The sequence below is a fragment of the Modestobacter sp. VKM Ac-2977 genome, assembly GCF_026968045.1.
In the GTDB taxonomy this organism is placed as follows: Bacteria; Actinomycetota; Actinomycetes; order Mycobacteriales; family Geodermatophilaceae; genus Modestobacter.
The window spans coordinates 118,168-145,081 of record NZ_JAPVBQ010000005.1 but is presented as its reverse complement, the minus strand read 5'-3'; the positions used below and the strand labels follow the sequence as shown (position 1 = coordinate 145,081).

Sequence of the window (26,914 nt, the reverse complement as noted above, 5' to 3'; positions counted from 1 at the left end):
GACGGTGTGCGATGGGTCAGGCGGCGCGCCGCCGGGCGAGGACGACCAGACCTGCACCCAGGAGCAGGGTCAGCAGTCCGGCGCCGGCGACCGGCAGCACGTCGACCCCTGTCCACGCCAGCTGCGCCGACGCCGCGGCGGCGGCGGCCAGCGTGACCTCGGTGCTCAGGTAGCGCGGGTTGCCGGCGGGGTCCAGGCCGCTGGCGACCAGGTGGTGCTGACCAGCCTCGAGGTCACGGGGCAGCGTGACGGTCACCGCGAATGCGCCGGCGTCGTCGGTGACCACCGTGCCGAGGAACTGCGGCGTCGAGTAGACGTAGAGGTCCACACGGGTGCGCGGCGCGTACCCGTCGCCGGTCAGCGTGATCGTCTCCCCGGGCGTGATGGTGCTCAGGGATGCGCCGCCCGCACCGGTGACCGCGCCGCTGCCTGCCGGCGGCACGGCCGGCACCGCCGGGGCCGCCGGCGGTGTGACGACCCGTGGCCCACCGGTCCCGGTGCCCTCCGGGTCGGTCGTGACGGGAGTCGAGGGCCCACCGCCACCCCGGCCCTCGACCGAGACGACGTCGTAGTCACCCACGTGCCCGTGGCTGTCCACCGCGCTGACGTAGAGGACGTAGTCACCGTCGGCCGGCACGTCCTCCATCACGCACCGGCGGGCAGTGGCATCGGTCGTGCAGGCCCACTCATCCCCGGGATCCTCCTCAGTGGCCTCCGCGGTGACCGCCGTGACCCGGTAGCCGTTGACGGGGTAGGTGCCGTTCACCGTGGGCGGCGCCCAGGAGACGACGAGCCCGTCGGACGTGAACTCCGCCGCCGCCGAGGTCGGCGCGCCCGGCAAGGCGAAGGGGGTCACCAGGGCCGGCTGGCTGACCGCGCCGGCGCCCAGGAAGCTCGTCGCGCGGACCCGGACCTGGTAGGTCTGCCCGTTGACCAGCCCCTGCAGGTAGAACTGCGGCGAGAAGCCCCCGAAGTCGCCGGGGTTCTCCACCCTGGTCCACACCCCACCGTCGATGCTGTACTCCCAGCCGGAGCTCGGCGCGACCTCGGGACCACCCGCCGAGGCCGGCTGGAACCACACCGACAGCTGACCGGGCCCAGGCACCGCCTGGGTGATCGTCGGGGCACGGGGGGCCTGCGTGGCCTCCGTGCCGCAGGTCACGCCGGTGCCGGAGATGCGGCCGTCGAACTGGCCCTCGGGCAGGGTGAACGTCGGGTTGGCCGAGGGGTCCTCGATGCGCTGCGCGGCCCAGCCGTCCGGCACCGAGCCACCGGCGCCACCGTCGACACCCGCCCCGTCCCGACCCGACCCGGCCAGGTAGACGGCACCGTCCTCGAGCACCACCGAGGCGGCGCCCCCGCCGCCACCGGTCGACGTGCCCGCGGCACCGTTCCAGGCCGCCTCCCCCCGTGGGTTGGTACCGCCGTCGGGGGCGCTGCCGGCGTCCGCCCCCGCGCTCCCCGGCGCGAGGACGAACTGGTCACCAGCGGCGACCAGGGTGCGAATCTGCAGACCGGCGGGCGCGCCGCCGGACGACCCGTCCGACCCGGCACCGCCTCGACCACCCGAGACGATCCAGTCGATGGCACAGGTGCCTGCGGGCACCGTGACCGTGGTGACCTCGCCGGTCACGGAGGAGAAGGACAGCCCGGACGGCGTCGCCTGGGCGAGGCCCGCGCCGAGCACGGTGGTGGAGAAGCCGACCGTCGTGACGGCCAGCAGGCCGACGAGACGGCGGGTGCGGAAAGCGGCGCGCACGCCGGACTCCCATCCCTGGTGCCCGGTGCGCCGGGCGCGTCGCCCGGTGCCCGGACGTACCGGGGGGTCAACCCCCGACAGGGACGTTCTCGGCAACCACACGACGATGATGATCACTCGTGATCAATCCGTTACCGATCGAGTCGGATCGCTCTCCCGCTCGACTCTCAGCCCGGTCGGACGACGCCCACCAGGTGCTCGATGCCGCTCTTCCCGTTGCGCACCGCGAGGTCCCAGCGGCCGCCGGTCTGCTCCGTGGCCAGGATGACCGTGGAGGGCAGGAACAGCGGCTTGCGGAACCCGACGTCGACGCTCACCGCATCGGGCAGCCGGCCGGACAGCGCTGCCAGCGCCCGTGCCTTCACCCACATGCCGTGCGCGATCGCCCGCTTGAAGCCGAACGCCTTCGCGGTCAGGCCGGAGAGGTGGATCGGGTTGACGTCCCCGGAGACCTTCGCGTACCGGCGTCCGGCGTCGTCGGGCACCCGCCAGCGGGCGGCGATCTGCGCGACGTCGCCCACCGAGACGTCGACGTCGGCCGCGGTCGCGCCGTCCGGTGCCGACGCACCGCGGGCCAGGTAGGTCGACCGGCCGCGCCACACCTCGTCGCCGCGGCTGCGCACCGAGGCCACCAGGTCGACGGTCGCCCCGATCCGGTGCGTGGCGAACCGGTCCGGCCAGACCTCCAGGTCCAGCTCTTCATCGGCCCGGATCGACCGGTTCACGGTGATCTGGTTGCGCACGTGCACCAACCCGGGCAGCGCCAGCGGGAACGCGCGGTCGGCCATCAGCGCGACCTGCAGCGGGAAGGTGAGGACGTGCGGGAAGGTGATCGGCAGCGCATCGGCCAGCGGGAGACCGCAGACCCGGGCGTAGCCGGCCAACTGCGCCGGATCGACGGCGACGCCCGTGCGAGCCAGGTGGGTGTCGGGCAGATCGCCGCCACGGCCGCGGGCGGTAACCGCTGCCTTCGCGAACAACGCTGCCATGTTCGGCGGGTCGGTGAGGACGATCATCAGGCGCCCAGCAGCGACTGGCCGCAGACCCGGACGACCTGGCCGTTGACCCCGGCGCTGCCCGGCTGCGCCAGCCAGGCGATCGTCTCGGCGACGTCGACCGGCAGGCCGCCCTGCTGCAGCGAGTTGAGCCGGGAGCCGACCTCGCGGGTGCCCAGCGGCATCTTCGCCGTCATCTCGGTGACGATGAAGCCGGGCGCGACGGCGTTGATCGTGGCCCCGCGCTCGGCGAACTCCGGTGCCCAGCTGCGCACCATGCCGATGACGCCGGCCTTGGACGCCGCGTAGTTGGTCTGCCCGCGGTTGCCGGCGATGCCGGACTGCGAGCTGACGCAGATCACCCGGGCGTCGGGCTTCAGCGCCCCGTCGGTGGCCAGCAGCGCCTGCGTGAGGTCGAGCTGGGCCTGCAGGTTCACCGCCATCACCGAGTTCCAGCGGGCGGCGTCCATGTTGACCAGCAGCTTGTCCCGGGTGATGCCGGCGTTGTGCACGACGACGTCCACCCCGCCGTGCCGGGCCACCAGCTGGGCAGCGAGCCGCGGGCCGGCGTCGTCCCCGGTGATGTCCAGCGCGACCGCCGTCCCGCCGACCTCGTTGGCCACCTGGGCCAGCTGCTCGCCGGCCGCCGGCACGTCGACGGCGACGACGTGGGCGCCGTCCCGGGCCAGCACCCGGGCGATGGCGGCCCCGATGCCGCGCGCGGCACCGGTGACGACGGCGACCTTGCCGGCCAGCGGTTGCTCGGCGTCCGCGGCGTCGGGCAGCTCGGCGGCCGTGACCGCGAGGACCTGGCCGTCGACGTAGGCCGACCGGCCGGAGAGGAAGAACCGCAGCGGGCTGGCCAGCGAGCCCTCCGCGCCGAAGGGCACGTGCACCAGGTTCGCCGTCGATCCGCTGCGCAGCTCCTTGGCCAGCGAACGGACCAGCCCCTCCAGCGCCTGCCGCGCGGCGGCCTGGGCCGGGGACGACGTCTCCGCCGGCGGGTCGGCCAGCACCAGCACCCGGCCCGACGGCCGCAGCCGCTTGAGCGCGGGGGCGAGGAAGTCGTGCGCGGCGGCCAGGTCGGCCGGCCCGGTCAGCCCGGTGGCGTCGAGCAGGACGGCCGCCAGCTTCTCCCCGTCGGCCGAGCCGTCGGCGGCCACCGGGGACACGACGGTGACCCCGGCGTCGCGCAACAGCCCGGTCACCTCCTCGCGCAGCCGGCCCTCACCGGCCGAGCCGACCACCGCCGGGCCGGGCAGCAGTGGCTGCCCGGGCTCGTAGCGGCGCAGCTCCGCCGGCCGGGGCAGGCCCAGCTGCTTGGTGATGGTCGTGCCGAGGCCGGAGTTGGCGAAGTCGCGGTACCAGTCGCTCATGGGGTTCTCCTCAGGGACGTGGGCGCGGGCGGTCAGGACTCGAGGATCGCGACGACGCCCTGGCCGCCGGCGGCGCAGATCGAGATCAGGCCGCGCTTGCCCGGGCCCGCCTCGTGCAGCGTCTTGGCCAGCGTCGCGACGATCCGGCCCCCGGTCGCGGCGAACGGGTGCCCGGCGGCCAGCGACGAGCCGTGCACGTTGAGCTTGGCCCGGTCGATCGAGCCCAGCGGCGCGTCCAGCCCCAGCTTGTCCTTGCAGAACGCCGGGTCCTCCCAGGCCTTCATCGTCGCCAGCACCGTCGAGGCGAACGCCTCGTGGACCTCGTAGAAGTCGAAGTCCTGCAGGGTCAGCCCGTTGCGGGCCAGCAGCACCGGCACCGCGTAGGCCGGGGCCATGAGCAGCCCCTCGCCACCGTGCACGTAGTCGACCGCGGCGGTCTGCGCGTCGACCAGGTGGGCCAGCACGGGCAGGTCGTGCTCGGCGGCCCACTCGTCGGAGGCGAGCAGGACGGCGGAGGCGCCGTCGGTCAGCGGGGTCGAGTTGCCCGCCGTCATCGTGGCGTCAGCACCCTGCCCGAACACCGGCTTCAGCTTCGCGAGCTTCTCCAGCGAGCTGTCCGGCCGGAGGTTCTGGTCGCGGGTGAGGCCGAGGAACGGCGTCACCAGGTCGTCGAAGAAGCCGCGGTCGTAGGCCGCGGCGAGGTTCTGGTGCGAGCGGACGGTCAGCTCGTCCTGCTCCTCGCGGCCGATCTCCCACTCGGCGGCGGTGATCGCCGCGTGGTCGCCCATCGCCAGGCCGGTGCGCGGCTCGGCGTTGCGGGGGATCTCCGGGACCAGCTGACCGGGCCGGATCCCGGCCAGCGCCTTGAGCCGCTGCTGCAACGTCTTGGCGCTGTTGACCGCCAGCAGCGCCCGTCGCATGTCCTCGTTCAGCGCCATCGGGGCGTCGGAGGTGGTGTCGACGCCCCCGGCGATGCCGGACTCGAGCTGCCCCAGGGCGATCTTGTTGGCGACCAGGACCGCCGCTTCCAGGCCGGTGCCGCAGGCCTGCTGGACGTCGTAGGCCGGCGTCGCGGCCGACAGCCGGGAGCCCAGCACGCTCTCCCGCGTGAGGTTGAAGTCGCGGGCGTGCTTGAGGACGGCGCCGGCGACCACCTCGCCCACCTGCTGACCCTGCAACCCGAACCGGGCGACGAGCCCGTCGAGGGTCGCGGTGAGCATGTCCTGGTTGCTGGCCCGCGCGTACGCGCCGTTGGAGCGGGCGAACGGGATGCGGTTGCCGCCGACGATCGCGGCCTTCCGGGTCTGCGGTGCCATGGGGACCTCCAGGAGGTGGTCACCACCAAAATGGCCATTTTGGTGGGGGGTGTTCCAGTCGCGATTCCGATACCCAGAGTATCAGGTACCGTCGGTGTCGTGAACACGGAGACGGCGGCCAGCCGGCGCGATCGGCGCGACTCCCGCTGGGACGAGCACCGCCGCGCACGCCGCGAGCAGCTGGTCGACGCCACCCTCGCCGCGGTCGGCAAGCACGGCGCCGGCGTCGGCATGGAGGAGATCGCGGCCGAGGCCGGCACCAGCAAGACCGTCGTCTACCGGCACTTCGCCGACCGCAGCGAGCTGTACGTCGCCGTCTGCGCGCGGGTGGCGGCGCAGCTCACCCGCAAGCTGCGCGAGGCGATGGGCAGCAGCGACCACCCCCGGCAGATGGTCACCGCCGCCGTCGAGACCTACCTGGCCTTCATCGAGGCCGACCCGGAGGTCTACCGGTTCGTCGTGGGGCAGGCGCTGGTCGACCGCCCGGTCGATGCCGACCCGATCAGCAGCCTGTCCGACCTGGTCGGCGACGAGGTCGGGGCGCTGGTCGGCGCCGCGCTGACCAGCGCCGGACAGGGGACCGCCGCGGCCGCCCCGTGGGGGCACGGCGTCATCGGGCTGGTCCGGGCCGCCGCCGACTGGTGGTTGCGCGCCGACCGCCCCATGCCGCGCGCCGAACTGGCGACCCACCTCACCGACCTGGCCTGGACGGGGTTGCGCGGCGTCGTGACCCCCGACCCCTCAACTCCTGCACCCGCGAGTCCGATGGAGGAATCATGACCAGCACCCCCACCCCCCTGCCGCCGGTCGACCCCGCCCGGCTCACCGAGGTCCTCGACGGCCGCTGGGCGCAGGTCCGCCGGGACAGCCGCGCGCAGCTCGACGACCCCCGATGGGCCCCGGTGTACGGCGAGTCGATGACCGAGGCGCGGGACCGGGTCACCGCACTGGCGGCGGAGCTGGCCTCCACCGGCCGGATCGCCTACGGCTTCCCCGTCGAGTACGGCGGCGCCGACGACGCCGGCGGCTCGGTCACCGCCATCGAGATGCTGGCCTTCACCGACCTGTCGCTGATGGTCAAGGCCGGCGTGCAGTGGGGGCTGTTCGGCGGGGCGGTCCAGGCGCTGGGCACGAAGCGTCAGCACGACCGGTACCTGCCCGACATCATGAGCTTCGCGCTGCCCGGCTGCTTCGCGATGACCGAGACCGGCCACGGCTCCGACGTCCAGCAGCTGCGCACCACCTGCACCTACGACCCGGCCACGCAGACCTTCGACCTGCACACCCCGCACGAGGCCGCGCGCAAGGACTACATCGGCAACGCCGCGAAGGACGGCCGGATGGCCGTCGTCTTCGCCCAGCTGGTCACCGGTCGCGAGGGCCAGGCACCCGAGGGGAAGGGCGTGCACGCGTTCCTCGTCCCGATCCGGGACGGCGACGGCGCCCCGATGCCCGGCGTCACGATCGGCGACGACGGCCCCAAGGCCGGGCTGCTCGGGGTGGACAACGGGCGGCTGACCTTCGACCACGTCTCCGTGCCGCTGGACATGCTGCTCGACCGCTACGGCCAGGTGGCCGCCGACGGCACGTACACCAGCTCGATCGAGAACGAGACCCGGCGCTTCTTCACCATGCTCGGCACCCTGGTGCGTGGGCGGGTCAGCGTCGGCGGCTCGGCCGCGTCGGCGACGAAGGTGGCCCTGGAGATCGCCGTCCGCTACGGCGACACCCGCCGCCAGTTCTCCGCCCCCGGCGAGGACCGGGAGGTCGTGATCAACGACTACCTGGTGCACCAGCGCAAGCTGCTGCCGGCCCTGGCGAAGACCTACGCCCTGAGCTTCGCGCAGGAGGAACTGACGTCGACCATGCACGACGTGCTGGGCGCCGCCGAGCTCGACGAGGCCGCCCAGCGCGAGCTGGAGTCCCGGGCTGCGGGGATCAAGGCCGTGAGCACCTGGCACGCCACCCGGACCATCCAGCTGTGCCGTGAGGCCTGCGGCGGGGCGGGCTACCTGGCGGAGAACCGGCTGCCCACGCTGAAGGCCGACACCGACGTCTTCACCACCTTCGAGGGCGACAACACCGTGCTGATGCAGCTGGTCGCCAAGGGCCTGCTCACCGGCTACCGGGACGCCTTCGGCTCACTCGACGGCTGGGGCCGGGCGGCCTTCGTCGCCGAGCAGGTGCGCGAGACCATGCTGGAGCGGACGGCGGCCCGCGGGCTGATCCAGCGGCTGGTCGACGCCGTGCCCGGGCGGGACGAGGACGTCTCGATGCTCGACCGGGGCTGGCAGCTGGCCGCCTTCGAGGACCGCGAGAAGCACCTCCTGGAGAGCGCCATCCGGCGGCTCCGCGGGGGCGCGGCGGCCAAGAAGGACCGGCCGTTCGAGATCTTCAACGACGTGCAGGACCACGTTCTGACCATGGCCGAGGCGCACATCGACCGGGTCGTGCTGGAGGCCTTCGTCGCCGGCATCGAGCGCACCACCGACCCGGCCGCGAAGGCGCTGCTGGCGAGGGTCTGCGACCTCTACGCGCTGAGCACCATCGAGGCCGACAAGGGCTGGTTCCTCGAGCACGGCCGGCTCACCCCCACCCGGGCCAAGGCGCTGACCGGGGTGGTGAACGACCTGCTCAAGGAGCTGCGGCCGCACATGCGCACCCTGGTCGACGGCTTCGCCATCCCCGAGTCGTGGCTCAACTGCGCGATCGTGGCCGAGGAGCCGGGCCGGCAGGAGGCGATGGCCGCGCACGACGCCGCGCTGCGGTCGGCCGGGGCCAAGCCCCAGCAGGACGCCACCGCGACCTCCCTGGAGATGGCTCCCGCCCAGTAAGAGGACCCCCTTGCCCCCCACCCCTCGCGAGCTCGCGGCGGGACCCTGCAAGGGGGCCGAAGGGGCCAGGACCACCGAAATGGCCATTTTGGTGGTCCTGGCCGTCAGGTGGGGCCGGCCGCCGGGTTGACGTCCGGGGCCGCCTCGATGCCCGGCGGGACCCGCTGGGGGCCGGCCTCGGGGGGCCGCGGCGTGTCCTGCGGATGCAGCCGGACCGCCAGCAACGCGACGTCGTCCTCGGTGTCGGGCAGGTACATCCGCTGCAGCAGCCGGTCGCACAGCTCCTGCAGCGGGAGCTCGGTGAGCCCGGTCAGCACCCGGCACAGCTCGGCGACCCCGGCGTCGAGGTCCCGGTCGCGCCGCTCCACCAGCCCGTCGGTGTAGAGCAGCAGGGTGCCGCCGCGGCCGATGACCGCGACCCGGTCGCTGCGTGCGGTGCCCGGCTCCACCCCCAGCAGCAGGTCGGGGTCGTCGCCGTCCAGCACGGTCACCTCGCCGTCCTCGCTGATCAGCACCGGCGGTGGGTGCCCGGCGGTGGCCCAGCGCACCCGAGTCTGCGCGGCCGACAGCTCCGGGTCGTCCTGCTCCAGCCGGGCGATCAGCGCGGTGGCCATGACGTCGAGGTCCAGGCCGGCGCTGGCCCGGTCCAGGCCGGTGAGCACCTCGGCCGGGGTGCCGCCGGTGTGGTGCCCGATGCCGCGCAGCAGCCCGCGCAGCTGGCCCATCGCCGCCGCGGCCCGGCTGTCGTGCCCGACGACGTCCCCGATGACCAGCATGGTCGCCCCGTCGGGCTGGACGAACGCGTCGTACCAGTCGCCGCCGACCTCGGCCCCGGCCGCAGCCGGCACGTACCGGACGACGATCTCGCAGTGGTCCGGCGCCGGCGGCGCGGTCAGCATGCTCCGCTGCAGCGTCTCCGCCAGCTGCCGCTGCTGGCCGAACAACCGCGCCTGCTGCAGCGCCACCCCGGCCCGCCGCCCGAGCTCCAGGGCGGTCTCCAGTGCGGCGTCGCTGTGCCGACCCCGTTCGGCGTCCACGTACAGGCCGAGCGCCCCGAGGGTGCGCCCCCGGCTGACCAGCGGGACGACGATGCCGGAGTCGGGGTGCAGCCGCGCCAGCTGCTCGCGGGCCACGGGGTCCGGCAGCGCCCGCGCGATGTAGGCCTCGTCCAGGCCGGGCACCCGCAGCGGCCGCCCGGTGCGGGTGACCACCCGCGCGGCGGCGTGCTCGGTCATCCCGCCGACCATCGCGCGGACGTAGTCGGCCAGCTCCCCCGACCTGGCCCGGTCGCGGTGCGCCGAGGCGAGCTCGCGCATCCGGCCCTGCTCGTCGGTGACGACGACCCAGCACCAGTCGCCGAGCGCGGGCACCACCAGCTCGGCCAGCCGGCCCAGCTGCTCGGTGATCTCCAGCGTCCCCGAGAGCACCCGGCCGGTCTCGGCCAGCAGCTCCAGCCGGGCGTTGGCCGCGGCCATCTCCGCGACCGCGGCGTCCCGCTGGGCGTCGGCGTGCAACCGGGAGACGCTCAGTCCGATCTGGGCGGTGAGCGCGCCCAGCAGCTCGACGTCCTCGGGGCTGAACGGGTGGTCCTCCGCCCACACCGCCACGAAGCTCCCCAGCAACCGGCCCTCGAGCCGGAGCGGCAGCGCGGCCACGGCACGGACCCCGACCAGGTCCCCCACATGGGCCATCCGGGGGAACCGGGCCACCGCCGAGGCACGGTCGGGCAGCAGCACCGTCTCCCCGTACCGGGCCACGTACTGGGTGGGGAGCTCGTCGTCGAGCGGCAGCTCCACGCCCTCGTCGGGCAGGACGGCGTCGCTACCCGACTCGACCGCGTCGACCAGGCGGCGGGTCATGTGCAGCCGCAGCGGCCCGCGCCCGCCGGCGAAGACGGCCAGCGCGCTGGCGTCGGCACCGAGCACGGCCGCGCCCCGCAGGGCCGCCTCCGCCAGCTCCGACATCCGGTCGGCGTTGGCCAGCTCCGCGGCGACCTCGGCGATCACCGCGGCACGCTGCACCGCGGCGAGCCGCAGCTGCGCCTGCCGGCGGGCCTCGGTGACGTCCACGGAGGTGCCCAGCAGACGCACGGGTTCACCTGACTGGTCGCCCACCACCCGGCCCCGGGAGACCGTCCACCGGGCCTCACCGTCGGGCCGCAGGGCCCGCATCTCGACGACGAACTCCCCCGAGCCGGCGAGGGCGGCCTGCATCGCCTGCTGCACCACGCCGTGGTCGTCGGGGTGGATCCGCTTCGTCATCTCCTCGTCGCCGGTGAGCACGACCGGGCCGGGGAGCCCGAAGATGGCCGCGTTGCGCTCGTCCCAGGTCGTCGTCCCGGTGCGCAGGTCCCGCTCCCAGGTGCCGACCTCACTGGCCTCCAGCGCCAGCTCCAGCCGGCTCAGCGAGGAGCGCACCGCGATCGAGGCGGCCACCAGCTCCAGCTCGGTGACGACGGTGGACGCCACCTCTCCGGCGAGGGCGACGTCGTCCTCGCTCCAGCGGCGGGGCTCCGGGGAGAGCAGGGTCAGCGCGCCCACCACGTCACCGGCGGTGAGCACGAGCGGGAGGGACAGGCAGGCGCCGACCTCGCCGGAGACCACCGCCGACAGCCCGGTGACCCGGGGATCGGTGGCGGCATCGGGCACCACCAGCGGCGCCCGCAGGCGGGCGGCGACGCTGCCGGGCACCTGGTCCAGCGGGGTGGCCGACCCCATCGCCGTCGGCCGGCCGAAGCCACCCACCCGGACCGCGACGTCGGTGAGCAGCACGACCTGCGCCGTCGGGACGGCCAGCAGCCGGGTGGCCAGGTGGGCCAGCCGGTCGAACGGCGCGCTCCCGGGCAGCTCGGCGAGCAGCCGGCGGACCACCGCGACGCGGGTCGGGTCGGCCAGCGGGTCGGGTTCGGCAGGCGTGCTCGGTGCGGGCACGGCTGGCAGCCTCCCTGCTGGCGCCGGCGGGGCCGGACACGGGTGCCGACGGCCGCCGACACGCCCGACTCGGCGCGGGCTGCCCCATGCTGGCACGTCCGGCCCACCGAGCCCGGCACCGACGGCCGGAGCGGTGTCCCCTGCTGGGGTGCGGACGGCCTCAAGCAGCTGGGCGATGCCGCCGATCCAGAGGAGGTGACGTCGACCCTCCCGGACCGCTGGGACTGCCGCCCGCTGCTCGCGGGTGAGGAGGACCTGACCATCGTCTTCCAGCCGATCGTCGACCTGGCCTCGGCCGAGGTCGCCGGCTACGAGGCGCTCGCGCGCTTCCCGGGCACCGCCTCCCCCGACGTGTGGTTCGCCGCCGCCGCCGAGGCCGGCCTGGGTGCCGAGCTGGAGGCGCTCGCCCTGCGGAAGGCCCTCGCCACCCTGCCGGACCTGCCGCCCAACACCTTCCTGACCGTCAACGTCAGCCCGCACCTGCTGGGCACCGCACCGGTCGCCGCGGCCCTCGCCCAGCCGGCCACGCTGCGGCGGGTGGTCGTCGAGCTGACCGAGCACATGCCCACCCCGGACCTGGCGGCGCTGCGGGAGCAGACCGCCGCACTGCGGGGACGCGGCGCGCTCATCGCCATCGACGACGCCGGGTCCGGCTACGCCGGGCTCCAGCAGCTCGCCGAGGTCCGGCCGCAGCTGGTCAAGCTGGACCGGGCCCTCGTCTCCGGCGCCGACACCGACCCGGTGAAGGCCGCGCTGGCGGAGATGGTGGGTGCCTTCACCAGCCGGATCGACGCCTGGCTGCTCGCCGAGGGCGTGGAGACCGCGGGCGAGCTCGCCGTCTTCGCCCGGCTCGGCGTCCCGCTGGCCCAGGGGTGGCTGTTCGGCCGCCCCACCCCGCACTTCGCCCCGCTCACCCCCGAGGTCACCCAGCTGGTGCGCACCCAGGTGGCCCGCGCCCAGCTGGCCGAGAGCGTCGCCAGCCTGCTGCGCCCGATCCGCCAGCGAGAGGCCTACGACTCCGACGACGGCCCGCCGCCCTACGTCGTGCTGGACCGCACCGAGGTGCCCATCGAGCTGGTGCTCGCCGACCCGCGGACCGGCGCGCCGTACCGGGCACCGGTGTCGCTGCGCGTGCACCCGTCGGCCGGGGTCCCCGAGACCCTGCACCGCGCGCTCACCCGCCCGCCCGTGCACCGGTTCGACCCGGTGCTGTGCACCGACCGCAGCGGCGCCGTCCTCGGCCTGCTGCGGGTCGAGGACCTGGCGGCTGCGGCCGCCACCGGCTGAGCCCCCGGGAGCCCTGACCCCGCCCCCGGTGCACCACCCCTGACCGTCGTCCGGCGGCCGGGTCCCCGCACCACCTGCGCACTGGAGCCCACATGAAGGCATTCGCCTGCGGGGACGTCGTCCCCGGCTGCACCATGACGTTCACCGGCCCGGACGAGGACGCCGTCCTCGGTCAGGTCGCCGCACACGCGACCGCCGACCACGGGCTGGGCAGCGTGCCGCCCGAGCTCGTCGAGCAGGTCCGCACCCACATCGTCGCGGTGTAGGCACCGCGACGATCCGGGCCGCAGCCGCTGTCCACTGCGCCCGGGTCGACGCGGACGGTTCAGGGTTGAGCCGCGTGCGCACGCGGCTCAACCCTCCCGCACCCGGGGTGACCCGGGTCAGGGACCACGGACGGCGGCCCGGGGGCTTCCTCAGGCGCTGGCGTCGGTGAGGCGCTGCCGCTCCTCGTCGGTGAGCACCAGGTCGAGCATCGGCAGCAGGTCGGCCAGCTGCTCGACCGAGCGGCCGCTGGCGATCGGCGCGGTGACCGCCGGGGAGTCGGCCAGCCAGCGCAGCGCCACCGCGGCGCCGGTCACCGCGTGCGCGTCGGCGACCTCGGCCAGCGCGGCCAGCACCCGGTCCCCCTTCTCCCCCACGTACTGCGCGGCGCCCTTGGCCCGCGGCGAGTCGATGGTCTCCCCCGCCCGGTACTTGCCGGTCAGGAAGCCGCGGGCCAGCCCGAAGTAGGGCATCGACCCCAGCCCGCGCTCGGTCACGACGCCGGCCAGCTCGGCCTCGTAGCCCTCACGTTCCATCAGGTTGTAGTGCGGCTGCAGCGCGACGTAGCCGGTGACGCCGAGCTGCTTCGCGGTGTCCAGCGCCTCGGTCAGCCGCTTCGCCGAGTAGTTCGACGCCGCGGCGTACCGGACCTTGCCGGCCTGCACCAGCTCGTCGAAGGCGGTGAGCGTCTCCTCCAGCGGCGTCGTCTCGTCGTCGTAGTGCGCGTAGTACAGGTCGATGGTGTCGACCTGCAGGTTGCGCAGCGAACGCTCCGCCGCGGCCCGGATCTCCGGGGCCGAGAGCGGGTGCTCCTTCTCCCCCGGCGAGGCCTTGGTGGCCACGACCAGCCGGTCGCGCACCCCCCGCTCGGCCATCCAGTTGCCGAGGATCGTCTCGGAGACGCCGTCGCCGTACATCTCGGCGGTGTCGACGAACGGCGACTGGGTGCTGGGGACGGCGTCGAGGAAGCGGTCGAGCAGGGCGAAGGACGTCGGCTCGTCGGCCGTCCAGCCGAACACGTTGCCACCCAGGCAGAGGTCGCTGACGGTCAGATCGGTCCCGGGGAGCTGAGGCATGCCCCCAACGCTAGGACGACCGTGAGCGGGTCGCGCGCCGGGCCGGACGGTCCACAGAACGTGACGGTTGTGACCAACGAGCAGGAAATCCCCGGAAATCCGGGGTCACCGCTCGCCAACACCCAGGTCGGCATGGCAACGTGCCCGCCGTTCCTGGTCGACGACGGGGTCGGCCAGATCCGCCCACCGGACCCCCGCTGCACACCTGGTGTCCAGCGAGTTGGCACGGTGGAGGCCCGGAGGTCCGCCAGGACGACCGGGGAACGCGCCCGGTCCGACCAGGCGCGACACCACGTCTGCGCCCACCCCGCACCGGGGTGGGCTGCTCCACCCACGCGAGAGGAACACCATGAACAAGGCCGAACTCGTCTCCGCCATCTCCAAGCGCGCCGACGTCCCGGCGTCCACCGTCGACTCGGTCCTCAACGGGCTCCAGGAGGAGCTCGTCGAGGCCATCACCCGGGGCGACAAGGTCGCCGTCCCCGGTCTGCTGACCGTCGAGCGCTCGCAGCGTTCGGCGCGTACCGGCCGCAACCCGCAGACCGGCGAGTCGATCGAGATCGCCGCTGCGCACACCGCCAAGGTGACCGCCGGCTCCAACCTCAAGAAGGCTGCTGCCGCCGTCCCGGTGCAGTGAGCTCAGGCCCCGTCCCGGGGCCGCACCGAGCACCACCCCGACGCCCCCGTCGCGCTCCTGGCACCCCGTGCCAGGATGCCCGGCGGGGGCGTCGCTCATCGGGGAGCGGTGCCCGCGACGAGCGGAGTGCCGCGTGACGGCTGTGCAGACCGACCTGTCCGTGACCACCGACCCGGCCGAGGTCGGGCTGGACGCCGGCCGGCTGCAGCGGCTGGACCGCCGGCTGGCCCGCTACGTGGACGAGGGCCACCTGCCCGGGTTCCTGGTCACCGTCGCCCGGCACGGCCGGCTGGTGCACGTCGGCCGGCACGGGCAGCGCGACGTCGAGGCCGGCCTGCCGGTCACCGACGACACCCGCTGGCGCATCTACTCGATGACCAAGCCGGTCACCTCGGTCGCGGCGATGTCGCTGTACGAGGAGGGCGCCTTCGAGCTCACCGACCCGATCAGCCGCTGGCTGCCCGAGTTCGCCGACACCCGGGTCTGGACCGCCGGCCCGGCGCAGAAGCCGGTGACCGTGCCGCTGCTGGAGCCGATCCGGGTGTGGCACCTGCTGACGCACACCTCCGGGCTGACCTACGGCTTCCACCACGCCCACCCGGTCGACGGGCTGTACCGGCTGCGCGGGCACGAGTGGGGCACCCCGCCCGGCGCCGACTCGGCCGAGGTGGTGCGCCAGTTCGCGGAGATGCCGGTGCTGTTCCAGCCGGGCACCGAGTGGAACTACGGCGTCTCCACCGACGTGCTCGGTCGGCTGATCGAGGTGATCGCCGGCAAGCCGCTGGACGAGCTCTTCGCCGAGCGGGTGTTCGGGCCGCTGGGCATGACCGAGACCTCCTTCGGGCTGCGCCCCGAGGACGACGTCGACTCCCTGGCCCAGCTCTACGGCCCTGGGGTGACGTTGCTGCCGGCCCCGTTCGCCCAGGCCGCGCTGCGCAAGCCCACCTTCCTCGCCGGCGGCGCCGGGCTGGTCTCCACGGCGGGTGACTACCTGAGGTTCGTCGAGATGCTGCGCCGCGGGGGTTCGGTCAGTGACGACCCGGACGCCGGCCGGGTGCTGGGCCCGCGCACCGTGGCGCACATGGTGCGCAACCACCTCCCCGGCGGGCTGGACCTGGAGACCGCCGGCCGGCCGCTGTACGCCGAGACCCCGCTGCGCGGCGTCGGCTTCGGGCTCGGGTTCTCCATGGTGCTGGACCCGGTGCGCTACGGCGGGGTGTCCAGCGTGGGCACGTACAGCTGGGGCGGGGCGGCGTCCACGGAGTTCTACGTCGACCCGGTGGAGGACCTGACGGTCACCTTCTACACGCAGCTCCTCCCCTCGAGCACCCTGCCGGTGCGCAACCACCTCCGCCCCCTGGTCCAGCAGGCGTTGATCTGAGGGGCCGAAATCACGACTTTGGCCCCTCCCGCAAGATGAGGGCATGGAGCCTGGTCACGTCCTGTTGCCCGACGAGCGCACGCTGCACGGGCACTGGGACCCCTCGCTCCCGCCTGCCCTGACCGTCGAGCCGGGGTCGACGGTGCGCATCGGGACGCTGGACTCCGGCTGGTCGACCGGCCCGTACACCGGCGCGGACACCGCGGCCGACCTGGCCGAGCGGCCCCGGCACCCGGCGTACGACCCGGCGGCCGGGCACGCGCTCACCGGCCCGGTGTGCGTTCGGGGCGCCGAGCCGGGGCAGGTGCTCGCCGTCCGCATCGACGACGTCGTCCCGGGGGCCTTCGGGACGACGTACTGCGGGCTGCGGTCGACCGCGCTGAACGAGCGGCTCGGGGTGACGGCGGCGCCCGTCGTCCACCGCTGGACGCTGGACGGCACGGCCGGGATCGGGCGCAACCAGGCCGGGCACTCGGTCGCGCTGCGGCCGTTCCTGGGCGTGATGGGCGTGCCGCCGGCCGAGCCCGGTCAGCACTCGACCATCCCGCCGTACTGGCACGGCGGGAACATCGACTGCCGCGAACTGGTCGCCGGCTCGACGCTCTACCTGCCGGTGACCGTGCCCGGCGGGCTGCTGTCGGTCGGCGACGGGCACGCCGCGCAGGGGGACGGCGAGGTGGCCGGGACGGCGATCGAGTGCCCGATGGACGCCGTCGACCTGACCCTGGACGTGCTGCCGGACCTCTTCGGCGCCCCGGTCACCACGCCGGTCGCCCGCACCCCCGCCGGCTGGGTGACGATGGGCGTGGCCGGCGACCTGGACGAGGCGATGGCGATCGCGCTGGACGCGATGCTCGACGTCCTGGCCGCGCTGCACGGCATCGGCCGCTCCGACGCGCTCGCCCTGGCCAGCGTGGTGGTCCACCTGCGGGTCACCCAGGTGGTCAACCAGGTCGTCGGCGTCCACGCCGTCCTCCCCTGGGGCGCCATCCGCTAGCCCCGAGGGGCCGACGTCGCGATGTCGGCCCCTCGGGCTCAGCGGAACGGACATCTCGGTAGATCGGGGGCCGGGGCGTGTCTCTTACGTTCAGGTCCAGGTGAGGACGGCTGCCAGGACGGCGGCTCCGCAGTACACGAGTGCGTGCTCGTCGCAGCGGGTGGCCAGCATTCGGCACCTTGTCGCAGGTGCCGTCCCGGGAGAACCGGGCGTGCCGCCTCCATCCCGTCTGCCACGGACCCGACCGCTCGGGCAGGTCCCGCCAGGCGGACCCCACCGGTAGCGGTGGACCATGCCCGCGACGACCTGCCGGTGATCCCGGTAAGGCCTCGACCGCCCCGTCACCTACGGCCGCCCGGCAGGATCACCAGCCGGTCGCGCAGGTCGAGTTGCCTGAGCCCTGCGCATGACGGGAGACGGTTTCCGGACGTCACATGCGACTCAGCGTCCGGTCGATGGTCGACAGACCGGCCTTTTGCTCGATCTCGAATGCTGGGGGGCGAGCTGGGTATGGCCCGCCCCCCAGCGCTCACCGAGGAAGTGCGCTGTCGATCTTCTTCTCGAGCTTCATCTTCCGCCTGTGCAGCTTCCACCAGCTCCACGTGCCCGACGCCTGGACCTTGCCGAGCTGCTTGACACTCGGCAACCCGTCCGCCGCCAGTTCCTTGTCGACCTCGGTCGCGTCTCTGGACTGGCGCTTGTCCACTATCGCGTGGGCAGCGCGCGTACGTTGAGATGCGAGGGGATGGGCGGAAATGAGTGCGTCCACTTCCTTCAGCTCGGCCTTCAGGGCGTTCACGTCTCGTCGTCCAGTGAACATATTCACCTCCCCATGACGCAACGGACTGCTGCCCAGCCACCTGCAGCAAGCATGGCTGTGACTGTACCCTTCTCCGCAATTCGAGTAATCTGCGGACCATTTAGCCCAATGCCCGTGAGGCACCGGACCACAAAGAGAGGGAGGAAGATCGGGTCGGCTACAACTGGGTATGCGACGGCCCCGGCACTCGTGTGACTCACCACCTGAGTGAGCGTGTTCCGCTCAATCTCAAAGTGAGTGGCAACCGTCTGCCCGTTGGCGTCCTTCGCCCACGGCGCCGTGATCAAGTGCCCAGTAGTGCCGTCTGCATTGAGGACAGCGGCCCCTTCATCAACGAGGGCGAGGCGCTGCCCGGCGGCCAACTCGATCTCGTACGCGTAATGCGTGGGAGCTGCTGCGTCGGCAACGACTGTCAGCATTTGCGCTCCCATCAGCGTGGGCACCACCACGTTGGCGCTTCCGTGGGCGGGGTACACCACAGTCCCGTGCGTCACCGCTGTGCCAGCCTCGCCCCTGAAGGGCAAGCCAATGCTCAGGGTGGATCCGTCCTCACCGGTGAGCACGACATCATGCACCGCGTCATGCGGCGCCTGAACGTCGATGACAGTATTGGCACCAGCCTCATCCGGGCCGCGCACAACAAGCGCGCGCCGGCCCAAGGCGGGGAGCTAGGGCGGCTGACCGAAGCGCTGCGGTGATCTACGCAGCGGTCGCCCTGCTCCGGATCGCTACCGCCGCCCGGGCGCGCAGCTTCGGTCAGGCACCCAGCTTCATCAACGGTACGTACGCCTTGGCTGCCGCCGCGGTGGCCGCCGGGGTGAGCATCAAGGCCACCGAGCAGGCCATCGACCACGTGACCGGACCCTACGTCAGCGACCTGCTCGAGCACGGGCTGATCGTGGTCGCCGGGGTCGCCGCGCAGCTGTTCCTGCTGGCCTTGAGGACCGGGCGCCCCAGCCGCGGGCAGACCGGTATCCGGGTCGCGGTGGCCGGCCTGGTGCTGGCGTTGATGGTGGTGGCCTTCCTGGCCGCCCCGGTGCACGACCGGTACGTCGGTGACCTGGACGAGGCCTACGGGATGCTGGGACAGATAGCGGTCTACCGGCTGGTGTTCAACAGCTACCTGGTCTACGTGCTGGCCGACATCGTGCGGCTGTGCCACCGCTACGCCTTCACCCCTGCAGACCGCGGGATCGCCGTCAGTCTGGCCCTGGTCGGCTGGGGGTCGGCGATCTGTCTGGGCTATCCACTCAGTCGCCTCCTCTACACGCTCATCGCCTCGGTGAGCGCCGCCGATCCTGCGGTGATCCAGCTCAGGGGGTCAGCGGCCGCGGTCGTGGGGTTGTGTGTGCTGGCGGTCGGGGTCCTCACCCCACGGGCCTTGACCGCCGCTCGGCGCTGGGTCACCGCCATGGCCGGCATCCAGCGGTTGGACCCGCTGTGGCGGGACCTCACCGGCTCGTTCCCGCTGGTGGCCCTGCCCACCAGCGCACCGACCACGGTGCGGCGGGCCGAGCTTCGCTATGACCGGCACCTGCTGGAGATCGCCGACGCCCTGGTCCACGCCCGGGTGCACGCGCCACCAGACGGAGATCTCGACCCGGTCACGGCCACGGCCCAGGCGCTGGCCGCCGACCGCGGCCGGTGGAGGAGCGGCGACGAGGAGCCCGGCGGGTGTATCGCCGCCGGGCTGCTGCCCACGGTGGCCAGTACTGCGCAGGAGCGGGAGCACCTGCTGGCCCTGGCCGAGGCCTACCGGGCGGCCCGCACCGGCTGCGCGAGACAGCCGCAGGAGGCCGGGTGAGCAGGAGGACGACGACCAGCCGCACCCGGCCTGCGCGGCGGCAAACGACGGCCCGGGTCATCACCGAGCTCAGCGGGCCGGCGATCTGCGCGGTGACCGGGCTGATGGTGGTGGCCATCCGCAACGCCGGCAGCGGCGCAGGTGCGGCCTGGGGCGGGTTCGCCGCCCTGTTCGTCGCCGGTGTCCCGATGGCCTACATCGCCAAGGGCGTCAAGGACGGCAAGTGGTCTGACCACCACGTCACAGAACGCGCCCACCGCGCCATTCCGCTGCTGATCGCCCTGGGCTCAGTGGCTTCCTGTGCCGCGCTGCTGGCCGCGGTCGACGCGCCCCGGGAGCTGACCGCGCTGATCCTGGCCATGCTGGCCGGCCTGGCGGTGGTGCTGGCGGTCACCCACTGGTGGAAGGTCTCCATCCACACTGCCGTCGCCGGCGGGCTCCTGGCCACCCTCGTTGTCCTCTTCGGCTCCTGGGCGCTGCTGGGAATCCCCGTACTGGCCGCGATCGCCTGGTCCCGCACCGTGCTGGACGCCCACACCTGGCCCCAGGTCCTCACCGGATCCCTGCTCGGCGCCCTGGCAGCAGCCAGCGTCTTCCCACCCCTGCGCTGAGGCCACCCCGCTAGGACGTGGTGCCGTCGGTGCGCTCGCGGAGCAGGTCGGCGTGGCCGTTGTGCCGGGCGTACTCCTCGATCATGTGCAGGTACACCCAGCGCAGCGACACCCGCTCGCCGTGCCGGAGCCCGGCGCCGACGTCGTCCAGCGAGGTGTGCCCGGCGGCCACCGCTCGGCTGGCCTCGACCTCGGCGGTGAAGGCGGCCAGCTCGGCCGGGACGGCGGTGGTCGGGTCGTCGCCGTCGGCCCCGACCCCGTCGAACTCCACGTCGTCCTCGTCGGCCCAGTAGACCGTCGGCGCCTCGCGACCGGCGACGACCCGGGTGAACCAGTACCGCTCGACGTCGGTCATGTGCCGGAGCAGCCCGCGCAGGCTCAACGACGACGGCGGCACCGACCGCTCCCCCAGCTGCTCCGGCGTCAGGCCGGCGCACGTGGTCAGCAGCGTCGCCCGGTGGAAGTCCAGCCAGGCCTCCACCGCGGCACGCTCGCCGTCGGTGAACGGCGGGTCGACCCGGGTGGGCGCAGGCGGCAACGCAGTCACCCGACCAGTCTGCCGGGGCCGACCGTCCTCACCCGGGGCGCGCTCCGCTGAGGCCCCTGGGCCTCAGCGGGTCCGGCGCCGTCGCAGGGGCCCGCCACGAGCCTGCGAGTGGTGGGGGGCGACGGGGTCCTTCTTCAGTCGCCGGTGGCGCCGTCGATGCGTTCGCGGAGCAGGTCGGGGTGGCCGTTGTGCCGGGCGTACTCCTCGATCATGTGCAGGTACACCCAGCGGAGCGAGACCTGCTCCCGGCTCCGGCTGGTGCGGCCCCGGCCCAGCTCGTCCAGCGACCCGAAGCCGTCGGCGATCTCCCGGCTGACCTGGCACTCCTCGGCGAACCGGGCGAACTCCCCGGCCACCGTGTCCGGCTCGTCGGCGTCCCGGCCCACGCCGTCGAAGTCACCGTCCGGGTCGTCGGGCGTGCAGTACTGGTCCGGGGCGTCCTGGCCGGCCAGCACCCGGCGGAACCAGCCCCGCTCGACCTCGGTCATGTGCCGCACCAGCCCGCGCAGGCTCAACGACGACGGCGGCACCGACCGCTCGCCCAGCTGCTCAGGGGTGAGACCGGCGCACTTGGTCAGCAGCGTGCCCCGCTGGTACTCCAGCCAGGCCCGCACCGCGGGGCGTTCGCCGTCGAGGTAGGGCGGGTCCACGCGCTCGGGTGCGTCCACGAAGTCGTCCATGACCGCAGATCATGGCGGGCTGGGCGCTACAGCAGGGACAGCCCCAGCCGCTCGCTGAGCAGGTGCAGCGCTGCCCGGCCGGCCCGGGAGTTGCCGGCGGCGTCCAGGGGCGGGGACCAGGCGCAGACGCCGAACCGGTTGGGCACGTCGCCCATCACCGCGCCGCCCACCCCGCTCTTGCACGGGAAGCCCACGTCGTAGGCGAACTGCCCGGCCGCGTCGTAGGTGCCGCAGGTCAGCATCACCGCGCTGACCCGCCGGGCCAGGGGCTCGGTCAGCACCCGGTCGCCGGTCCGTGGGTCCACCCCGTCGTGGGCCAGGAACCGGGCGGCCCGGGCCAGCTGCCGGGTGGTCACGGTCAGCGCACACATCTGCGCGAAGGCCTCCACCACGTCGGCCACCGGGTGGTGGAAGTTGTCGAACGACCTCATCAGGTGGCCCATCGCCGTGTTCATCGAGGCCGTGGCACGTTCCTCCTCGAGCACCTCGGGATCGATCTCGAGCCGCTCGCCGACCAGGTCGGACAGCAGGTCGGTGACCGCCTGCGTCGCTGCCTCGGCCGACCCGGTGGCGCCCACCAGCACGTCGCAGACGACGACGGCGCCCGCGTTGATGAACGGGTTGCGGGGCACGCCGTGCTCGCGTTCGAGCTGGACCAGGGAGTCGAACGGGTCACCCGAGGGCTCCCGGCCGACCCGCTGGAAGACGTCCTCACCGACGCAGCGGAGGGCCGCAGTGAGTGCGAACACCTTGACCACGCTCTGCACCGGGAAGCCGACGTCGGCGTCGCCGGCGACGTGCTCGGTGCCGTCGAGCTCGCACATCGCCAGTGCGAACCGGTCGGGTCCGGCCCCGGGTGAGGCGACCTCGTCGTCCTCGGCCAGCGGCCGGGCCTCGGCGGCCACCCGGTCGAGGACGTCGGTGAGGTCGTCGGGCACGTCGTCGGGGGTCGTGGACACCCCTGGACGGTGTCACGGCGCACCCGGTCGGGCTGGTTGAGTGGGTCCGTGCTGCGCATCGGTCCCCTGGACGTCCCGGACGGCGGGCTGGTCGTGATGGCGATCGTCAACCGCACCCCGGACTCGTTCTACGACGGCGGCGCGACCTTCGCGCTGGACGCCGCACTGGCCCGGGTCGACCAGGTGGTCGCCGAGGGCGCGGACATGGTGGACGTCGGCGGGGTGAAGGCCGCCCCGGGCGCGGAGGTGGACCCGGCCGAGGAGATCCGCCGCACCGTCGACCTGGTCGCGGCGATCCGCGCGGCACACCCGCAGCTGCCCATCTCCATCGACACCTGGCGGGCCGAGGTCGGCCGGGAGGCGCTGGCCGCCGGCGCCGACGTGGTCAACGACGCGTGGGGCGGGGTCGACCCGGAGCTGGCACACGTCGCCGCCGAGGCCGGTGCCGGGATCGTCTGCACCCATGCCGGCGGCCTCCCGCCCCGCACCCGGCCGCACCGGGTGACCTACGACGACGTCGTCGCCGACATCGTGCGGCGGACGACGGCGCTCGCCGAGGCCGCGGTGGCCGCGGGCGTGGACCGCGAACGGGTGCTCATCGACCCCGGGCACGACTTCGGCAAGAACACCCGGCACTCGCTGGAGGCGACCCGGCGGCTGGACGAGCTGGTCGCGACCGGCTGGCCGGTGCTGGTGGCGCTGTCGAACAAGGACTTCGTCGGGGAGACCCTCGACCTGCCGGTGGACCAGCGGCTGACCGGCACGCTGGCGGCGACTGCGGTCAGCGCGTGGTTGGGGGCCCGGGTGTTCCGGGTCCACGACGTCGCCGCGACCCGGCAGACGCTGGACATGGTGGCCTCCGTCCGCGGCGACCGGCCACCGGTCCGCACCACCCGCGGCCTGGCCTGAAGAGGACCGCGGAGGTGCGGGGATAGGTTGCCCGGCATGGCCGCCACCGGGTTCCACACCGCCGACGAGCTCAACGACCTGCTGCCGGGCACCTTCCCGGGGCTGCTCGGCATCGTCGTCGACACGCACGAGCCGGGCCGGCTGACCTCCCACCTGGACGTCCGGCCCGAGCTGCTGGCGCCCAACGGCTACCTGCACGCCGGCACCGTGGTCACCCTCGCCGACACCAGCTGCGGCCTGCCCACCCGGGCACTGCTGCCGGAGGGGTCCAGCGGCTTCACCACCATCGAGCTGAAGAGCAACCACCTGAGCACCGCCCGGGAGGGCCGCATCTCCGCCGTCGCCACCAACGTCCACGCCGGCCGGACGACGCAGGTCTGGGACGCCGTGGTCACCGCCGAGGCCACCGGGAAGACGCTCGCGCTGTTCCGCTGCACGCAGTCCGTCCTCTGGCCCCGGTGACGCGCTGGGCTACCGGCGGGTAGCCCCCGGGTGTGGCGCACGACACGCCGAGTGTGAGACTGGCGTCACCGCACCTGAGTCGAGGAGGACCCCGTGGCGTTCGCCAGTCGCTATCCCGATGTCGAGATCCCCGAGCTGTCGGTACCGCAGTTCGTGCTGGGCGGTGCCGCGGAGCGCGCCGACCGCCCGGCGCTGATCGACGGCCTCTCCGGCGAGACGATCACCCACGGTGAGCTCGCCTTCTACGTCGAGCGGGTCGCCGCCGCGCTGCACGCCCGGGGCCTGCGCAAGGGCGACGTCGTCGCCGTCTTCAGCCCGAACACCATCTGGTACCCGGTGGTCTTCCACGGCATCGCCGCGGCCGGCTGCGTGATCAGCCCGGTCAACGCGCTGTACACGCCGGAGGAGATCGCCTTCCAGCTGAAGGACTCCGGCGCCAAGGTGCTGGTCACCGTCTCGCCGTTCCTGGACCGTGCGCTGGCCGCGGTGGAGAAGTCGCCCGTCGACGAGGTCATCGTGATGGACGGCGCCGAGGGCCACACCTCGCTGCGCGACCTGATCACCGCCGACGCCCCCGCCGTCCAGGTCGACATCGACCCGGCGAACGACCTGATCACGCTCCCGTACTCCAGCGGCACCACCGGGCTGCCCAAGGGCGTCATGCTCACCCACCGCAACCTGGTGGCCAACGTCAGCCAGTCCCGCCCGCTGGCCGGCGTCGACGAGGGCAACGAGCGGATCATCGCCGTCCTGCCGTTCTTCCACATCTACGGCCTGACCGTGCTGATGAACCAGGGCCTGCAGTGGGGCGGCGCCGTCGTCACCCTGCCGCGGTTCGACCTGGAGCAGTTCCTCCGCACCATCCAGGACCAGAAGATCACCCGGGCCTTCGTGGCCCCGCCGATCGTGCTCGCGCTGGCCAAGCACCCGATGGTCGACCAGTTCGACCTGTCCTCGCTGCGCAGCGTCACCTCCGGCGCTGCCCCGCTGGACGAGTCGCTGGCCCAGGCCGCCCAGGACCGGCTCCGCAAGGGCGCCGCCGAGGGCACCGCGGTGGGCCAGGGCTACGGCATGACCGAGCTCTCCCCCGTCTCGCACACCACCCCCGAGGCCGGGCTCGAGCCGGCCGGCGCCGGTGAGACCCCCAAGGGCACGGTCGGCTACGCGCTGCCCAACACCGAGTGCCGGCTCATCGACCCGGCCACCGGCGAGGACGCCGCCCCCGGCGAGCGCGGTGAGCTGTGGGTGCGCGGGCCGCAGGTGATGAAGGGCTACCTGAACAACCCGCAGGCCACCGCCGAGACGCTGGACGACGAGGGTTGGCTGCACACCGGTGACGTGGCGATCGTCGACGACGAGGGCCGCTACACCGTGGTCGACCGGGTCAAGGAGCTGATCAAGTACAAGGGCTACCAGGTGGCGCCGGCCGAGCTGGAGGCCGTGCTGCTGAACAACCCGCAGATCGCCGACGCCGCGGTGATCGGGGTGCTGGACAAGGAGAGCGGCGAGGAGCTGCCCAAGGCCTTCGTCGTCCGCGCCCCCGGCTCGGAGATCACCGAGGACGACATCAAGGCCTACATGGCCGAGCACGTCGCCCCGCACAAGAAGATCCGGCTGGTCGAGTTCATCGAGCAGGTGCCCAAGTCGATGGCCGGCAAGATCCTCCGCAAGGACCTCAAGAACCGCTGACGGGCCCCGCCCGCACCGGACCTCCCAGGAGCGCGGAATGCGCGGTTGGACCTACGGGTGCGGCCGGCGGGGCTGGCCTTCGGCGCCGTTTCCGTGGGCCGGATGGACGACGCCCGGCTGCGCCGGGCCCAGCAGCAGCGGATCGGCCACAACCGGCTGACCGACCTGCTGCTCGGCCCGGTCGCGGCGGGGGTCGAGCTGACGGACAGCATCGCAGCCGGGGCGGACGGCGACGTCCCGGTTCGGGTTCCTACGCCTCGCCGCGGGACGCCGCCGACCACCGCAGCCTGCCGCCGGCGCTGGTCCAGGTCGCCGAGCACGATCCGATCCGGGACGACGGGCTCCGGTACGCCGAGCAGCTGCGCGCGGCCCGCTCCCGGTGCGTACGACGAAGTACGTGGGCATGCCGCACGGGACCATGTCATCTCCTCGACCACCCCTACCGGTGCGATCGCTCTGGAAGGGGCTGGCCGGCGGCCAGTTGCCCGCGGTGCGCCGGTGCGTCGGGCGATCGGGCCGGGCCGACTGAGCCGCGCCGGATCAACGGGCAGGCCACCAGGCGGGCGACAGCCGGTGGGCGCTCTGCGCCCTCCACCTCGGCGAGCAGGAGCTGCGTCGCGGCCTCCCCCATGGCGTAGTGCGGCAGGGCGACCGTCGTCAGACCCGGGGACAGTTCGCGACCGATGACGTAGAGGTCGTCGAACCCGACGACCGACAGGTCCTCGGGGATCCGCAGGCCCCGCTCGCTCGCAGCGTGGTAGACCCCGACCGCCATCTGGTCGTTGAAGGCGAAGATCGCGGTCGGCGGCTCCGCCTGGTCGAGCAGTTCGAGGGCTGCGCGCCGCCCACCCGCAGAGTCCGACGCCGCCCGCACCACGCGGCCGGGGTCGTCCAGGAGTCCCTGCCGAGCGAGTTCCGCGCGGTACCCCCGCAGGCGCCCGCGGGCCGCCGGGCCATCCCGTTCGTCGAGCACGAATGCGATGCGGCGATGCCCGTGCCCAGCAAGCTCCTCCACCGCGGTACGTGCGCCGGCTTCCTCATCCGGGACCACGCACGGGAAGCCGTCCGTCTGGGGCCGGGCGTCCAGGACGACGACGGGCAGACCGTCGAGGCCCTGCGGGACGGAGACGACCCGGTGGTACATCGTGGCGTACAGAGCGCCGTCGACCTGCTGCTGGCGCAGGGCGCGGATCGCGTGCTCCTCCAGCTCGGTGTTGCCGCCGGTGTTCACCAGCACCAGCAGGTACCCGGCCCGCCAGGCTGCGTCCTGAGCCCCCTGGATCAGCTGTCCGGCGTAGGGCGTCGTGGCGATCACGTCGCTGATGAGCGCGAGGGTCATGGACCGCCGGGTGCGCAGACCACGGGCGATCCCGTTCGGCACGTACCCCAGGCTCCGCGCGGCCTCGTGGACGCGCTCGCGCGTGGCGACGCTGGCGCGTGGGCTGCCCTCGTCGTTGAGGACCGCGGACACGGTTGAGGGCGCCACGCCCGCCAGGGCGGCGACGTCCTTGATCCGTGGTCGTGCAGCCACTCGATCCCCACCCAGCCAGGTCCTGCCGACGATCCCGGTGCAGGCAGTAT

Annotated in this window: 24 protein-coding genes and 1 pseudogene; 13 read left to right on the top strand and 12 right to left on the bottom strand. The window is 73.5% G+C overall.

The genetic code is table 11. The features are described 5' to 3' along the window. Positions 1 to 16: 16 nt before the first annotated feature. The 4 genes from O2V63_RS20215 to O2V63_RS20200 all read right to left on the bottom strand — a co-directional run bounded on the left by O2V63_RS20215 (position 17) and on the right by O2V63_RS20200 (position 5,446). Positions 17 to 1,759: a fibronectin type III domain-containing protein gene (locus tag O2V63_RS20215; RefSeq protein WP_269169270.1), complete on the bottom strand. Its 1,743-nt coding sequence runs from the start codon at positions 1,757 to 1,759 to the stop codon at positions 17 to 19. 167 nt (positions 1,760 to 1,926) lie between these two features. Next, positions 1,927 to 2,748, bottom strand: coding sequence for a MaoC family dehydratase (locus tag O2V63_RS20210; RefSeq protein ID WP_269169269.1), 822 nt, complete (start codon positions 2,746 to 2,748; stop codon positions 1,927 to 1,929). Between the two features lie 26 nt (positions 2,749 to 2,774). Then, a complete protein-coding gene (locus O2V63_RS20205) occupies positions 2,775 to 4,130 on the bottom strand; it encodes a 3-oxoacyl-ACP reductase (RefSeq protein ID WP_269169268.1) in 1,356 nt (451 codons plus the stop codon). 32 nt (positions 4,131 to 4,162) lie between these two features. After that, positions 4,163 to 5,446, bottom strand: coding sequence for an acetyl-CoA C-acetyltransferase (locus tag O2V63_RS20200; protein ID WP_269169267.1), 1,284 nt, complete (start codon positions 5,444 to 5,446; stop codon positions 4,163 to 4,165). 99 nt (positions 5,447 to 5,545) lie between these two features. On the opposite strand from O2V63_RS20200, the gene O2V63_RS20195 reads away from it, so the two are divergent. Continuing rightward, a complete protein-coding gene (locus O2V63_RS20195) occupies positions 5,546 to 6,226 on the top strand; it encodes a TetR family transcriptional regulator (RefSeq protein WP_269169266.1) in 681 nt (226 codons plus the stop codon). Next, on the top strand, positions 6,223 to 8,280 hold the full coding sequence (locus O2V63_RS20190; protein WP_269169265.1) for an acyl-CoA dehydrogenase family protein: 2,058 nt from the start codon (positions 6,223 to 6,225) through the stop codon (positions 8,278 to 8,280). Before O2V63_RS20195 ends, O2V63_RS20190 begins: the two co-directional genes overlap by 4 nt. A gap of 104 nt (positions 8,281 to 8,384) precedes the next feature. On the opposite strand, the gene O2V63_RS20185 is transcribed toward O2V63_RS20190, so the two are convergent. Next, positions 8,385 to 11,210, bottom strand: coding sequence for a SpoIIE family protein phosphatase (locus O2V63_RS20185; protein ID WP_269169264.1), 2,826 nt, complete (start codon positions 11,208 to 11,210; stop codon positions 8,385 to 8,387). 195 nt (positions 11,211 to 11,405) lie between these two features. Between O2V63_RS20185 and O2V63_RS20180 the strand changes: the two genes are divergently transcribed. Continuing rightward, complete coding sequence (locus O2V63_RS20180) at positions 11,406 to 12,497, top strand: EAL domain-containing protein (RefSeq protein WP_269169263.1); 1,092 nt, start codon at positions 11,406 to 11,408, stop codon at positions 12,495 to 12,497. Between the two features lie 92 nt (positions 12,498 to 12,589). Next, entirely contained in the window at positions 12,590 to 12,763 is a 174-nt protein-coding gene (locus tag O2V63_RS20175; protein WP_269169262.1) for a DUF1059 domain-containing protein, read from the top strand. A 150-nt stretch (positions 12,764 to 12,913) separates the two neighbouring features. Here O2V63_RS20175 and O2V63_RS20170 read toward each other — a convergent pair whose 3' ends face one another. Then, the gene (locus O2V63_RS20170) at positions 12,914 to 13,837 is read right to left on the bottom strand and encodes an aldo/keto reductase (RefSeq protein ID WP_269169261.1); all 924 of its coding nucleotides are present in this window, start codon (positions 13,835 to 13,837) and stop codon (positions 12,914 to 12,916) included. 349 nt (positions 13,838 to 14,186) lie between these two features. Between O2V63_RS20170 and O2V63_RS20165 the strand changes: the two genes are divergently transcribed. From O2V63_RS20165 to O2V63_RS20155, 3 genes are all read left to right on the top strand, one after another. After that, positions 14,187 to 14,474 (top strand): HU family DNA-binding protein, encoded by a 288-nt coding sequence (locus tag O2V63_RS20165; RefSeq protein ID WP_269161111.1) that lies wholly within the window; start codon positions 14,187 to 14,189, stop codon positions 14,472 to 14,474. Positions 14,475 to 14,607: 133 nt separating this feature from the next. After that, positions 14,608 to 15,855, top strand: a complete 1,248-nt coding sequence (locus tag O2V63_RS20160) for a serine hydrolase domain-containing protein (protein WP_269169260.1) — start codon at positions 14,608 to 14,610, stop codon at positions 15,853 to 15,855. Positions 15,856 to 15,898: 43 nt separating this feature from the next. Then, positions 15,899 to 16,852 (top strand): acetamidase/formamidase family protein, encoded by a 954-nt coding sequence (locus O2V63_RS20155; protein ID WP_269169259.1) that lies wholly within the window; start codon positions 15,899 to 15,901, stop codon positions 16,850 to 16,852. 529 nt (positions 16,853 to 17,381) lie between these two features. Here O2V63_RS20155 and O2V63_RS20150 read toward each other — a convergent pair. After that, the gene (locus O2V63_RS20150) at positions 17,382 to 17,651 is read right to left on the bottom strand and encodes a hypothetical protein (protein WP_269169258.1); all 270 of its coding nucleotides are present in this window, start codon (positions 17,649 to 17,651) and stop codon (positions 17,382 to 17,384) included. A 23-nt stretch (positions 17,652 to 17,674) separates the two neighbouring features. Then, complete coding sequence (locus tag O2V63_RS20145) at positions 17,675 to 18,235, bottom strand: hypothetical protein (RefSeq protein WP_269169257.1); 561 nt, start codon at positions 18,233 to 18,235, stop codon at positions 17,675 to 17,677. Positions 18,236 to 18,366: 131 nt separating this feature from the next. Between O2V63_RS20145 and O2V63_RS20140 the strand changes: the two genes are divergently transcribed. After that, complete coding sequence (locus O2V63_RS20140; protein WP_269169256.1) at positions 18,367 to 19,476, top strand: MAB_1171c family putative transporter; 1,110 nt, start codon at positions 18,367 to 18,369, stop codon at positions 19,474 to 19,476. Further along, positions 19,473 to 20,087 (top strand): hypothetical protein, encoded by a 615-nt coding sequence (locus tag O2V63_RS20135; protein ID WP_269169255.1) that lies wholly within the window; start codon positions 19,473 to 19,475, stop codon positions 20,085 to 20,087. Before O2V63_RS20140 ends, O2V63_RS20135 begins: the two co-directional genes overlap by 4 nt. Before the next feature lie 10 nt (positions 20,088 to 20,097). Here O2V63_RS20135 and O2V63_RS20130 read toward each other — a convergent pair whose 3' ends face one another. From O2V63_RS20130 to glsA, 3 genes are all read right to left on the bottom strand, one after another. After that, the gene (locus tag O2V63_RS20130; RefSeq protein WP_269169254.1) at positions 20,098 to 20,634 is read right to left on the bottom strand and encodes a DinB family protein; all 537 of its coding nucleotides are present in this window, start codon (positions 20,632 to 20,634) and stop codon (positions 20,098 to 20,100) included. 134 nt (positions 20,635 to 20,768) lie between these two features. After that, the gene (locus O2V63_RS20125; RefSeq protein ID WP_269169253.1) at positions 20,769 to 21,314 is read right to left on the bottom strand and encodes a DinB family protein; all 546 of its coding nucleotides are present in this window, start codon (positions 21,312 to 21,314) and stop codon (positions 20,769 to 20,771) included. 26 nt (positions 21,315 to 21,340) lie between these two features. After that, complete coding sequence (gene glsA / locus O2V63_RS20120) at positions 21,341 to 22,273, bottom strand: glutaminase A (protein WP_269169252.1); 933 nt, start codon at positions 22,271 to 22,273, stop codon at positions 21,341 to 21,343. Positions 22,274 to 22,321: 48 nt separating this feature from the next. Here glsA and folP point away from each other — a divergent pair, with 48 nt between their 5' ends. From folP to O2V63_RS20900, 4 genes and pseudogenes are all read left to right on the top strand, one after another. Then, entirely contained in the window at positions 22,322 to 23,182 is an 861-nt protein-coding gene (gene folP, locus O2V63_RS20115) for a dihydropteroate synthase (RefSeq protein ID WP_269169251.1), read from the top strand. A gap of 36 nt (positions 23,183 to 23,218) precedes the next feature. Continuing rightward, entirely contained in the window at positions 23,219 to 23,644 is a 426-nt protein-coding gene (locus O2V63_RS20110; RefSeq protein WP_036339350.1) for a PaaI family thioesterase, read from the top strand. Between the two features lie 93 nt (positions 23,645 to 23,737). Further along, complete coding sequence (locus O2V63_RS20105; protein ID WP_269169250.1) at positions 23,738 to 25,333, top strand: 4-coumarate--CoA ligase family protein; 1,596 nt, start codon at positions 23,738 to 23,740, stop codon at positions 25,331 to 25,333. Further along, positions 25,330 to 25,704, top strand: a pseudogene (locus O2V63_RS20900) (alpha/beta hydrolase fold domain-containing protein); the annotation flags it as partial. The gene O2V63_RS20105 and the pseudogene O2V63_RS20900, both read left to right, overlap by 4 nt. 68 nt (positions 25,705 to 25,772) lie before the next feature. On the opposite strand, the gene O2V63_RS20100 reads toward O2V63_RS20900, so the two are convergent. Beyond that, positions 25,773 to 26,864, bottom strand: a complete 1,092-nt coding sequence (locus tag O2V63_RS20100; protein WP_269169249.1) for a LacI family DNA-binding transcriptional regulator — start codon at positions 26,862 to 26,864, stop codon at positions 25,773 to 25,775. Positions 26,865 to 26,914 lie beyond the last annotated feature (50 nt).